Source organism: Microcoleus sp. S13_B4 (assembly GCF_036700885.1).
Taxonomy (GTDB): domain Bacteria; phylum Cyanobacteriota; class Cyanobacteriia; order Cyanobacteriales; family Microcoleaceae; genus Microcoleus.
The window spans coordinates 166776-179325 of record NZ_JAUBPU010000006.1; the positions used below are offsets into that span (position 1 = coordinate 166776).

Annotated in this window: 13 protein-coding genes; 3 read left to right on the forward strand and 10 right to left on the reverse strand. The window is 45.4% G+C overall.

The window, feature by feature from the left end:
- Positions 1-108 precede the first annotated feature (108 nt).
- A complete protein-coding gene (locus QT994_RS06305) occupies positions 109-489 on the reverse strand; it encodes a cytochrome c (RefSeq protein WP_333172610.1) in 381 nt (126 codons plus the stop codon).
- A 181-nt stretch (positions 490-670) separates the two neighbouring features.
- Between QT994_RS06305 and petG the strand changes: the two genes are divergently transcribed.
- On the forward strand, positions 671-790 hold the full coding sequence (gene petG / locus QT994_RS06310; RefSeq protein ID WP_006632329.1) for a cytochrome b6-f complex subunit V: 120 nt from the start codon (positions 671-673) through the stop codon (positions 788-790).
- Positions 791-932: 142 nt separating this feature from the next.
- Here the strand turns inward: petG and QT994_RS06315 are convergent, their stop codons facing one another.
- The 8 genes from QT994_RS06315 to QT994_RS06350 form a co-directional block, all read right to left on the reverse strand.
- Entirely contained in the window at positions 933-2015 is a 1083-nt protein-coding gene (locus QT994_RS06315) for a glycosyltransferase family 1 protein (protein ID WP_333172612.1), read from the reverse strand.
- Between the two features lie 97 nt (positions 2016-2112).
- Positions 2113-3183, reverse strand: coding sequence for a glycosyltransferase family 1 protein (locus QT994_RS06320; RefSeq protein ID WP_333172614.1), 1071 nt, complete (start codon positions 3181-3183; stop codon positions 2113-2115).
- Between the two features lie 166 nt (positions 3184-3349).
- The gene (locus tag QT994_RS06325; protein WP_333172616.1) at positions 3350-5479 is read right to left on the reverse strand and encodes a glycosyltransferase; all 2130 of its coding nucleotides are present in this window, start codon (positions 5477-5479) and stop codon (positions 3350-3352) included.
- Between the two features lie 10 nt (positions 5480-5489).
- Complete coding sequence (locus QT994_RS06330; RefSeq protein ID WP_333172619.1) at positions 5490-6023, reverse strand: hypothetical protein; 534 nt, start codon at positions 6021-6023, stop codon at positions 5490-5492.
- A gap of 192 nt (positions 6024-6215) precedes the next feature.
- Positions 6216-7289 (reverse strand): glucose-1-phosphate thymidylyltransferase, encoded by a 1074-nt coding sequence (locus QT994_RS06335; RefSeq protein ID WP_333046305.1) that lies wholly within the window; start codon positions 7287-7289, stop codon positions 6216-6218.
- A gap of 284 nt (positions 7290-7573) precedes the next feature.
- Positions 7574-8284 (reverse strand): M15 family metallopeptidase, encoded by a 711-nt coding sequence (locus QT994_RS06340; RefSeq protein ID WP_333172622.1) that lies wholly within the window; start codon positions 8282-8284, stop codon positions 7574-7576.
- A gap of 45 nt (positions 8285-8329) precedes the next feature.
- Entirely contained in the window at positions 8330-8437 is a 108-nt protein-coding gene (locus tag QT994_RS06345) for a DUF433 domain-containing protein (RefSeq protein ID WP_333172625.1), read from the reverse strand.
- A gap of 241 nt (positions 8438-8678) precedes the next feature.
- Positions 8679-9341 carry a class I SAM-dependent methyltransferase gene (locus tag QT994_RS06350; RefSeq protein WP_333172628.1) on the reverse strand — a complete coding sequence of 221 codons (663 nt, stop codon included), beginning with the start codon at positions 9339-9341 and terminating at the stop codon, positions 8679-8681.
- 187 nt (positions 9342-9528) lie between these two features.
- Here QT994_RS06350 and QT994_RS06355 point away from each other — a divergent pair, with 187 nt between their 5' ends.
- Both QT994_RS06355 and QT994_RS06360 read left to right on the forward strand, forming a co-directional pair.
- Positions 9529-9999: a MarR family transcriptional regulator gene (locus tag QT994_RS06355; protein WP_333172629.1), complete on the forward strand. Its 471-nt coding sequence runs from the start codon at positions 9529-9531 to the stop codon at positions 9997-9999.
- 163 nt (positions 10000-10162) lie between these two features.
- A complete protein-coding gene (locus QT994_RS06360) occupies positions 10163-11836 on the forward strand; it encodes an HlyD family efflux transporter periplasmic adaptor subunit (RefSeq protein WP_333172632.1) in 1674 nt (557 codons plus the stop codon).
- Between the two features lie 214 nt (positions 11837-12050).
- On the opposite strand, the gene QT994_RS06365 is transcribed toward QT994_RS06360, so the two are convergent.
- On the reverse strand, positions 12051-12550 hold a 500-nt coding region (locus QT994_RS06365), incomplete at its 5' end, for a hypothetical protein (protein WP_333172634.1).

The following is a 12550-nucleotide window of genomic DNA, read 5'->3' on the forward strand; positions in this document are numbered from 1 at the left end:
ACTTGCCTCTCGTCCCAACAGAGAGGGACTACCCGAAAGCAGAGCCTCGAAGCATGGGTTTCGAGGCTTTGCCAAAGAAGGGGAACGCATTCCGTTCCCCTTCTTTGGTCAAATTTGTTCGAGATATTTCAGCAAGTCGGCCATTTCTTGCGGACTCGGCTGAAACTGCGGCATTGGTGGGGTTTGCCCGCTGGTGACTTGCCGGATCAGATCGAATTCGGATTTGCGCTCGGACACTCCGTGCAAGTTGGGCCCGACTTGACTGTCTGAAACGGATATGTGACAACCCGCACAGTTCATTTGAAAGATGGCGGAACCCTGAAACGGGTTGCCCGTGAGGGATAGTACGCTTTTGACGTAAGGATCGGCGACTTGAAACTGACGAATTGCGAGGGCCGCCAACATGATGGCAAGTAACACCGCGATCGCAAATATGGCAAGTCGCTCGATCGGGTTTTTAATTTCATTCCTGGCAAGTTGGTTATTCAAAGGAGTTCAATTAAAAATAGTATCTACAAGAAAATTTATTTCTCATAACATAGCTTAATCGTTCGCAGCGGGGAGAGCAAGCTCTTAGACCCCCGGAAGGGCGATGAATGTGAAATTTCATCTGTATAAGTGCTGGTAATATTAAAAATAGGTTGTTAAATCTTAACGTTAAGGAGATCTCATGGTAGAACCGCTGCTTTCAGGTATTGTTCTGGGTCTAATCTTTGTTACTCTGGCGGGGTTGTTTTTTGCTGCTTATCAGCAGTACAAGCGCGGCGATCAGTTGGGTATCAATAAGTAAAAGGGGCTACAGTCTCTAACTCAGGCTGTCAGGGGGAGTGGGAATTGGAAATTGGGCATGGGGCATGGGGCATTGATCTACCTACTGACTTCTTCCTTCTTCCTTCTTCCCTCTTCCCTCTTCCTTCTTCCTTCTTCCTTCGTTAAAGATATCGATCGAGAATAGCAGCAGTTTGCAGACCTGTTTTTTCCCAGCTAAATTGTTTTGCTCTGGCTAAACCGAGCTCCCGCAAGTGCGATGGAACTTTGGCACCCACTGCAAGCTCTTGCATAGCAGAGGCAATTTCCTCGACGCTGTAGGGGTTGACTAATAAGGCTGCACCCCCCGCCACTTCTGGCATTGAAGACAGGTTAGAGGTGATGACAGGAGTGCCGCAGGCCATTGCTTCGAGCACGGGGAGCCCGAATCCTTCCCAAAGACTGGGGAATACAAGCGCGATCGCTTGGTTTATGACTTTGGGCAAGTCGGCTGCGGGGAGGTAATCTAAGAATTTTACTCGATCGACCAATCCCAATTCTTGAACCTGCGCTTTCAGCAGCGGCGTATAGCGTTTATCTTCCGAACCTGCTATCCACAATTCGTACTGGGAATTCTGCTGCAAAGCAGCAAAGGCTGCTATAACTCGCTGCACGTTTTTATACGGATTGTGGCGACCGATATAAAGAAAATAATTGCTTGTTGGCAAGTCTAAAAAACGGAAAAAACTGGTATCGTACCCTGGGAAAATTGGCGTAATTAAATTAGTAGGAATATTGCAAAAATTAGCGATATCTTGAGCCGTTGATTCTGAGTCGCAAATGATATGTTGAGCCTGCCGCAGCACTTGGGGAATGTAGTAGCGGTGGTAAGGTGTCAGAGGATCGAAGCGGCGGGGAAACCGCAGCGCTATCAAGTCATGTACTGTAATTATATAGCGGCAACCTGCGAATAGAGGAGCTTCGGGAATTGGGGAAAATAACAGGTTAGATTTTAGCTGTTTGTAAATTTTGGGGAGTTGGGTTTGTGTCCACAGCAATCGGTTGATGTGTCCTTTAGTTCCTTGTTCTGGGGTTAGGTTTGGGGGGATTTGGTAGCAGTTGTTATTGGGAAATTTTTCGGCTGTGAGTAATGTTGGGTTGAGGGATTTTAGGTGGGGAAATAGGTTTTTGGCGTAGATGGCTAAGCCGGTTGGTTTGGAAATTAGGAAGGAGAGGTTGATGAGGAGGTTGGATTGGGGATTGGGCATGGGATAATATGTAGATTGCGGTTTTTGGGTGGGATTTTTTTATTTAACCGCAGAGGGCGCAGAGGGCGCAGAGAGGAGAAAGGAAGAGAGGGAAGACTTAAAGATATTGCTGTAAGATGTTGGCGGTTGCTTTTCCGGTTTTGTTCCAGCTAAATTGAGATGCTCTAGCTAAACCAGCAGTTTTTAAGTTCGATCGCACTTTTGAATCTGTGGCTAATGTTTGCATGGCTTCGGCTATTTTTCCGACGCTGTAAGGATTGACTAATAAGGCTGCATCTCCGGCTACTTCTGGCATCGATGATAGGTTGGATGTGATGACGGGTGTGCCGCAAGCCATTGCTTCTAAAATTGGTAAGCCGAATCCTTCCCAAAGTGTAGGGAAAACTAGGGCGATCGCCTGATTCATCAGTACGGGCAATTGAGAATAGGGAACGTAACCGAGAAACTTTACCAAAGATTGTAAACCTAATTCTTCAACTTGTGCTGTCAACTGCGGCGTGTAGGCATTGGGAGGCCCTGCTAGCCACAATTCGTAATTGGCGCGATCGGGCAAACTCGCAAATGCAGCAATTAATCTTTCCAAGTTTTTGTAAGGATCGTGTCTACCTGTATAAAGAAAATAATTTTTGGTTGGCAAGTCGAGATATCTAAAATTAATATTATCGCAAGCTAGGGGAATTGCGGTCATTTTCTGAAGCGGAATCTGGAAAAAGTTAGCAACATCTGCCACCGTTGCTTGAGAATCGCAAATAATGTGTTCTGCTTGCCGCAAAACCTGCGGTATGTAGTAGCGGAAATAAGCTGTTAAACGAGAAAATCGTCTGGGAAATCGCAAAGGAATTAAATCGTGAACTGTGACAATGTAGCGGCAGCCGGAATACAAAGGTGCTTCGGGAATTGGGGAAAACATTAGGGTGGACTGCAATTTTTTGTAAATTTTTGGTAACTCAAACTGAGTCCACAGCAGCCTGTTAATTTGTCCTTTCGGGCCGCGATTCGGTGTCAGAGTTTCGGGGATATGATAGCAAGTATAATTGTCAATTTGCTGGGAAGCGAGTAATGTTGGTTTTAGCTGTTGCAGTTGCGGGAAAAGATTAGCGGCGTAAGTCCCGATTCCCGTTGGTTCGGGTGTTAAGAAGGACAAATTGATTAACAGTGAATTAGACATGATTTTAGATATCCGGCGACTGGAAGTCGCGACTATACATACAAAGTCCCAGCAGAGGGGGACTGAAGAAAACGGTAATAAAATCGACTTTGATATTAGTCCTATGCAAGAGGACTTTAGCTTTTGGCTAGGGGTTTTAAGCCCTGGTGGACTATTTAATTAGCCTTTAAGTGCGATCGAGCATTTGAGCTATATCGGCAGGATTTGGCAGCCGAATTGTAGCATACTCTTGCTGAATAATCTCAAAAAAAGTCTTGACTTTTTTCTCGAAACGTGCAAGTCTAAAGTTCTGACTGCGCTGCTGTGCACCAGCTTGAAGTTCTGCTAGCAAATCGGGATTAACAATTAGTTGATGTGAATGCTGGCACAGTTCCTCAACGGTATTGAACAAAAAGCCCGATCGCCCATTTTCGACAATTTCCGGTTGGCCGCCGCCGTTGAAAACAATCGGAGCACAACTGTTTTGCATTGCTTCCACAGTCGCCATCCCGAAATGCTCAAATCTTTGAGGATTGACTTCACCCAAACCGCAGCCGTGCCAAAATATGCTCGCTTTAGCATAAAGTGATTTTACCTCATCAAAGTCAGCATTGACTTTTAACTCGATCGCCCTTGAATCTTGCTTCAATAAATTCTGAACCGTCTTTAAATAAGGATTTTTTGGAATGCTACTGCCGGCTAAAATTAGCCGCCATCCTTGAAAATCTTCGGGATAATCTGCTAGCAAACTGCGGAAAGCTTTAATTAGTTCAATTTGCTTTTTTGTTCCCCCAGCTTCAAACTGTCCCACCGCCAAAATTATGTTTTCTTTCGGCACTTTAACTGTTACCATTTCCACCGGGGGATAAAGCAGAAAAGTTGGCTTTAAATCCCAGCGTTTCTCCAACCACTTAACAGTAAATTGACTGTTGGCAATAATGAAAGTATAATCATCAACAGCAAAATGACGGTTGCGGAAGGTATTGGGAAAGTGGCAGAAAAATATTGAAATTGGCGACAGTGGCTTGACTTTTTCCAGTTGATTCGCGTTGAGGAAAATATCGTAGTTTTTGCTTTCTTTGGCAATTTCATCAAAGGGATTTTCCATATCTTCCACGATGATGCTGGAATCGATGCACTGCATTCCGCGTTTCTCGTAAAACGCCAAGGGAATAATTTTAATTTTGCATCCTGAAAGGTTGAGTCCGTACCACGATTCTAAGTCGGAAACAGCAACTGGTTTGTTGGCGATAAAAGTAATGTCAAATTCATTTTGTAGCAGTGCAGCGATGGTAGCGACGTATTTTTGACCGCCCCCGATAAAATGCAGTCCGTGATCGTAAATGCCGATCGACATTTTGCGATCGCCCCGAACCACCTGCAATCGAGGTAAAATGCGATCGACCTTCATGCGACTGTAAATCACGGCCAACTTTTCCGACAACTGCGGGATTACAGTTTCGATGATTTCTGGTTTCTGATAATCTAGAAGTTTTTTAATCGCTACAAACAAACTCTCGAACAGCAAATCATACTGCTTGTTAGTAAAAAAATCCGAAGTATGAATTGAAGATACTAATTGCAAAGGTTCGTGTTTCGCCAAATACAAAAACCGATTGCGATTGCAGAAATACTCGGTAAGTTTGCTTCCTTTACTCGATCCCCGATATTCGTGATGGGCGATGGCGGCAGGAGTATAAAGCATTTTCCAACCGCGTTTGTGGCAGCGTTTGGCAAACTCTACATCCTCAAAATACATCACAAAATCTTCATCTATTGGGCCAACATCTTCCAGACATTCCCTGCGAAAAAGCACCGCCGCCCAACAAAGCCCTTCGACTTCCCGTTCTGTATCGTACTGTCCAGAATCTTTTTCGCCAAAGCCGACATCTTGCCAATAAAAATTAGGTAATTGCTGAATGCCTGCGCTGTTAATTCGCCCGTCTTTAAACAGCAATTTACCGCTAGTTGCACCGATTTTATTATTAGTTTCTAGCCGTTTTACAAGAATCTCTAACCAGCGACTCTCAAGGGTAGCATCGTTATTTAGAAAGGCGATGTATTGCCCTTTTGCTTCGCTGATGCCGAGGTTGAGGGCTTTAGCAAAGTTGTTGGCAGTATTGACAAAAATGCGAACTTTTGGAAAGAGTTCCCCCAGGGACTTAACGGAATCGTCTTTAGAGCAATTATCAATTACAATTAAATCTAGTTGCTGTTCGGGATACGCAAGTTTTTGTAGAGATTTTAAGCAATCTTTCGTGTGGCGCAGACCGTTATAGTTGACTATAATTAACGAACATATGGGCAGTGTGGTCATCTTTGATGCTTTATTTTTGTCGATCGAGCAATTGAGCGGTAATCTTCTCTAAAATAGCAGTATGTTGCTCCTGCACTGCTTTAATTTGCTCTATTTCCGACTGAAAGGCTGCGATCGCTCTTTGTTGAGTCTCAAGCTGTGCTGTAACTTCGGGAGATCTAGTGCTGAACTCCGATTTAATTTTTTTCTCTAGAGTTTGTTGATTTTCTTGCAATTTTTGCAATTGTGTGCTCAAGGTGTGCACTACGCGAGTATTAGCAAAATTGTAAATTACTTGTCGTTCGAGTACGGGCCTGAGCAATTTTCGGACTATTTTCCTAACTGCAATGACTACCGAACCTAGCTGCCTTTGATAAGAAGTAATCGGAACGTTGTAAATGTCAAAGCCTGTCTTTAGAAGGGCGATGTCCTCGTCATCTTCATTGTAGGCGATCGCACTATTTTCTCTTCCCGACAGCGACGGCTCAACAATACCAATTCGCGGCTCCAAAGTTTGCCGCAATTTATCTATAATTTGTTGAGTTGGTATTTCTTCTGACTGCAAACTTTCCTCTCCTTTATATAACTTACTATGACTTATTATGGAACAGGCATCTTGGCTGCTTGAATAATAATTGTAACTAATTGTGGAACAGGCATCTTGCCTGTTCAAGGGCGGGCGGGATGCCCACCCCACAAGAAAATCCATCTCTTGTTAAATCAGGATTATTGCTTCCGATAGTGGCAATATCTCAATTTAAACTAGCTCAATTTGACTGTCATCACCAATCATAAACCGCAGAGCTTTTGGACGGGGGGGCGCATTGGTTAGTTGAGCTCGCTGCCCGATCACGCTGTCCACAATTCGCTGGTGAATGCCAACTATTTTGGCCCCTTGCAATATTACACTGTGTTCGATATCAGCATCAATCATCGTCACGCGATCGGCAATACTGCTGTAAGGCCCGATAAAGCAATTTTCAATGCGGCAATTTTCCCCAATTACCACCGGCCCGCGAACTGTAGAATTAATTACTTCCGTTCCTTCCCCTATTTGCACTCGCCCGATAATTTGACTTTTGGCGTCTACTTTTAATTCAGTTGAAGCTACGATACAGCTATCTAAAATGATTTGGTTTGCACTGAGCAAATCGTCTTTTTTCCCCGTATCCAGCCACCAACCTTCTAAATTGCAGGCTTCTACGTGTTTCTCCTGATTGATGAGCTGTTGAATGGCATCGGTGATTTCCAGTTCGCCGCGGGGCGAAGGTTGAATTTGATCGATCGCCTCATGGATAGTAGGAGCAAAAAAATAAATTCCCACCAGTGCTAAATTTGATGGCGGAACTTTTGGTTTTTCTACTAACTGCAAAACTCGTCCATTTTCATCAACTTTGGCAACACCGAAAGCCGAGGGATTGGGAACTGGACGCAACAAAATCAGAGCGTCTAGTTTTTGCTTGTTAAAAATCTCTAAAAACGGATCTAGCGGATTCTCAATTAAGTTATCTCCCAAATACATAATAAACGGAGAATCGCCTAAAAATGGTCGGGCAATTTTCACCGCGTGAGCGAGTCCCGCCGGCTCTGCTTGCAAGATATAAGTAATTTTGGCACCGAAGCGAGATCCATCTCCTGTTTTCGTCTTCACCTCTTCCCCGGTTTCTGGACTAATAATAATCCCAATATCCGTAATCCCAGCCGCCACAATTCCTTCAATTCCGTACCACAGTATCGGCTTATTTGCTACAGGAACCAACTGCTTAGCACCCGTATAGGTGAGGGGACGCAAGCGTGTTCCTTTGCCGCCAGAGAGGATGAGTGCTTTCATTGGGTGAACTCTGAGTTATCCTTTAGGGTTTGCGGTGCTGACTTGATGTGCCTGCACTTGTTCGCTCTTGTTGATTTTAAAGCACGGCTACCCTGCTGGCAATAGTTGTCGTGTATCCTGATACAAATGATTTATTTTGTTCCAACTTTTATAGTCCGGGACGCACAGAGTGTCAGAAACCAGGTTTATTGCGACAGGAAGCAGTTAAAAGCTGAGTTTTTTTGTCAATAAACCCCTTTCTCAAGGTTGCGAGTGCGTCCGTCCAGATTTAATTGCGTAGCCTTTTAATAGCGGCCATATCGGGCAATCAATTGGCTACCACTATTGTTTTGATTTGTCAACCAAGCCCACATCTGATCCCCCAGACAAAAATGCCACCATTCGTTAGGATGCTGCTGAAAACCCGCATTTATCATCGCACTTTTTAAGATCTGCCTGTGACGGTGATATTGCTGTTCTGGTGGGTAATTGCTGTTAGCAAAATAATCTGGATAAGAACGTTCTGATATTTCATCAATCGGAGAACCCATATCAAGTCGCTGATTATTTTCATCGACTAAAGTTATATCTAAAGCAGCACCTGTACTGTGAGGAGGAGGCGTCGCGCGATCGAGGCTGGGTACTGCCCAAAATTGATATACGTGTTCTATAATTACTTGGCGTTTGTCTTCGGAAACCGGAAATTCGCAGCCTTGAGCTAGGGCAATTTGATTGAAAGTATAATCCACCATAAATTGCTGGACTTCCACGGGTCGATAAGCGTCAAATATCAGAATTTTCCAATTTTGATATTTTTGCTGCAGCTCAGTTTGAGCGGCGATTAAACTATCTACCACTCCTTGTCGCAAATAGTAAGGTGAATCTGCTTTGCTGTTGTGATAGGGAGCACCCAACTTTTGATAAGGGTGTGGAATTTCAAAGACAAAATGTTCTGGTGGAATAGGGACTAAAGGTTCGCCACATTCGTCGATCGCTATTTGCTGATATGGTTTCATATCAAGGTGTTACCCTACTTTATGATTGCTGATGACCTACAATACTCAGTATATGCTTTTCACTTGAGTCAGCCGCGCGGCAAATAGCAAAGCAGCTAGAATATCCTCATGTTCTAAATCATCATAGTCATCTATAATTTCTTGAGAATTCATACCATAACTGAGTCATTCAAGAATTAACTCTACTGGATATCGGACACCGCCAGTACATGGTTTTTCGTGAGCGATATTTGGATCGAGTGTGATGCGCTGCAAAAGTTGGTTTTCCCTATTTGAGAAGCAAATATTCAATAGATCCTAACCTAAAGAGCGTAGCTTTTGATCGGTTTGTAGTAAGGACTTTAGCGCTTTCAATCTATACCTAAAGTCCTAAAGTCCTTACTGCCAAAAAATCCTAACTTTGGCGGTAAGCAACTACCGCATAAAACGGATCGCCGCTTGGTATTCGCAGCATTTGCATAAAACTCGGCAAGTTAGGCTTGCGAATAATTACTTCCGGCTTGCTAAATCCGGGTATATTCGCTCCTTTGACAGAATCAAAGTAACCTTTGACTAATTCTACCCGATCGCCCTCCGAACCTTCCCGCCAAGCCGCGATCGCCTTTTGATAAAACATCCGGTTGGAAAAGCTCATAATTGCTACGCCACCAGGCTTCAATATCCGGTGAATCTCGGCAAAAATCGCATCCGGGTGCTGCAAATACTGTACCGAAACGCAGTTGACAACAGCGTCAAACTCTGCGTCCGGCAGCGGCAGTTTAGGATTGGCGTTCAAATTCTGCACAAAATAATGATTCAGTCTGCGATTTTTTGCCAACTCTTCTTCATTCATGCCATGCCCTTCAACATGGGCAAATTGCATCTCGTCGGGCAAGTGAGAAACCCAACTGCTCATCATATCAAAAATCCGAGTATTCGGTTTCAGCCGTTCCCGATATAAATCGATGAGTTGCTGGATGAATCCATCGTCTACGTGCGTCACAAACCGGGGAGAGGAATAGAACAAATTGTCGTCGGTGTCGTCTAACTTGGTGCGTTTGTCGGCTGGAAGCAACATAAATTCAGATCGCAAACTAGATTTACTCTTTCTAGTTTAAGAACAATAAGAATTGTTAACATATCCGGCAGAGGGGGGATTCCCGGTTTTAGCGTAGCAGTTGAGCGCAAAAAAACCTGCTGGTACCCCCTTGACATCTCCCCAAAAGGATCTTACACTAACAATACGAACGCTAAGTAATAAGCCGATGGTTACTACATCCACTGTCGATCGTACACATCTAGCTCAGTGGCACGACATTCTCGCCCCCCACAGCCTGGGCTACCGTCTCAAACTTCTGGCACAGCTAGGCAGTCGCAGGCTGCAAGAGGTACTTGAACCCTTTGGCTTGACACCTTTTCACTGGCTGGTACTGTGCTGCTTGTGGCAAGAAGACGGTTTGCCGACTTCCAGCATTGGCGACAAACTGCAACAGGTAGGCGGAACGCTGACAGGCGTGCTCGATCGCATGGAAGAAAGAGGCCTAGTCCGCCGGGAGAGAGACACGCGCGATCGCCGTATATGGCGTATTTGGCTGACAGACGCAGGCACGGAACTGCAAGAGGTATTGCCCCCGCTGGTAGCTAAAATCCGAGATCGAGCTGTCGAGGGAATTTCACAGGCCGATCAAGAACTCTTTTCCCAACTGATCAATATCGCGATCCTCAACCTCTCCTAAACCGACAAATCAATCTTTTGAGTGAAGTGCAGCAGCATCTACCTCCACTACATTACAAATAACCGTAAAATACTACGCACTCTTAAAAAAAGCCGTCTTACTAAATAAAAACTACGTACCCTAAACAAACGACATCTTACTAAAGTATTAGGAGTCAAATACCATGAAAGGCCCAAACGAAATCAACCCAGCAGAATTCAACGGTAACGGCAAAGCAGTCGGCGTATTAGAAAAGCCGATCGACGACAGCATCGCTAAAAGCCTACCAGTAATCCCCGCCCCAGAGACACAAATCAACGCCCCCGCCGAGGTCAAAACAGGCGCAGAAACAGAACTCCAAGCACCCCTGCCGGCTGCAACACCCAAGAAAAAAGCCCCGAAAGCGTTGATATTAGCAGTGCTGGGCCTAGGGGCGATCGCGGCAGGCAGCTTCGGCTACCGCTACTGGCAATACGCCTCCATCCATCAAGAAACCGACAACGCCACAGTTGCCGGACACATCCACCAAGTCAGCAGCCGCGTCAACGGTACTGTCGCCGAAGTCTTAGTACAAGACAACCAACAAGTAAAACCCGGACAACTGCTAATCAAACTCGACCCCCGCGACTACCAAATTAAAGTCCAACAAGCCCAAGCAGCCTTAGAAAACGCTCGCCGCCAAGCCGAAGCAGCGGAAGCAAATATTTCCCTAGCCTCTCAAACCAGCCAAGGCAAAACAGCCCAAGCCCAAGGAGACATCGGCAGCGCCAACGCTGCCATTTCCACCGCCCAAGCAGCAATTAGAGAAGCCCAACAAGGCGTACCCGCAGCGGTTGCCGCAGTCGCTGAAGCAGAAGCCGGCGTACCCGCAGCGCAAGCCAAAGTCGCCCAAGCCGAAGCCGGAGTTCCGCAAGCTCAAGCTAAAGTGAGGGAAGCCGAAGCCGGTATTGCCGCAGCGCAAGCTCAGCTAGTACAAGCGCAAGCTAGTCTCGTTAAAACGCAAGCCGATTATAAACGGTACGAAAGCTTGCAACAAGAAGGTGCGATCGCCCGCCAGCAACTAGACGCAGCGAGAGCCGCCTACGAAGTAGCCCAAGGCCAAACCACCGCAGCCCAACAAGGAATTGCCCAAGCTAGAGCGCGGTTAGCCCAAGCTAAGGAAGGCGTAACCGAAGCTCAAGCAGCAGTAGCCCAAGCTCAAGAAGGGGTAAAACAAGCTCAATCCCAAGTAGCGCGCGCCCAAGTCGGTGTCGCCAGCGCTCAAGCTAAAGTCGCCCTAGCGCAAGAAGGTATCAGCACCGCCGAAGCAAAACTTGCTGCATCAAAGGGCGGATTGCAACAGGCGCAAGCTACGGGCGAGCAAACTAAAGTCAGTCGATCACAGTATGATGCTGCTAAAGCTGCGATCGGGCAATCGGAAGCGTCGGTTAAAGACGCTCAACTGCAACTTTCCTACACGAATATCACCGCTCCAGCCGCCGGACAAATCGGCCGCAAATCGGTTGAAGTCGGGCAGCGGGTGGAGCCGGGAACTCCGTTAATGGCGATCGTCAGTAACGATTTGTGGGTAATTGCCAACTTCAAAGAAACGCAACTGGCAAACATGAAACCCGGCCAAAAAGTAGAAATCCAATTAGATGCTTTTGGTGGTCGCAAGTTTGAAGGTCATCTCGATAGTTTCTCCCCTGCTTCTGGTGCTCAATTCTCCTTATTGCCTCCCGATAATGCTACGGGCAACTTCACCAAAGTTGTGCAGCGGATTCCAGTAAAAGTTGTGTTTGATGCCGAAAGCATTAAAGGCTATGAATCGCGAATTGCACCTGGGATGTCTGCTACGGTAAATGTTGAACTGAAATAAGGGAAGAACAGGGATGAATTTAGAAGTCTGGGATTTGATTTTTTGTGAATAGAAGAGGAAATCCCAGACTTCTGGGAGTTTGAAAAGTTTGAAAAGTCTGGGATTTGATTTTTTTCGGTTAAGGGCGATCGCCCTTGCAATATCATCTTGGAAAGTTAGGGATATGGTAGTGAAAACGAAACCGAAATCTCCTTCACCAGCTAGTCAAACAAACTTAAAGCGTGTTTGGAAACTTCAAGGGTAAAGAGTATTTACGTCCAGACAAATCAAAATAGTGCCAAAGTATTTCTCTTCTCGGATCGGGATGCAGATAACTACCCGTCTTCCTTTCCCTTGTTTCCGTAGAAACTGTTTTACGAGCCACAAGGCTAATGGCATACCACTGCCCATCCACCTTGAAAAGATTTAATTTACCTGCTGATGGTATTTCATACCAAGCTATTGCTGAAATAGGCCTTCCGTCTACTATTACTGAAATGCTTCCCCCAGGATGACCTCCGGGTGACATGAGATTTTTGTGTAGCTCGCAATTAGTAAAGTCAAGGCTTAGTAAATAACATATTTTTTCAAAGGTTTCATGGCTAAGAATATAATTTCTTTCAAATGGCATTTGCAGTAGGATAGCTTCTCCTGGATTTATAGTTATTTCAAATAAAGATGAGACACTAAGTTGCACAATAAGCGCGAATAATCTCATCAAGAGATGTGGCAGAA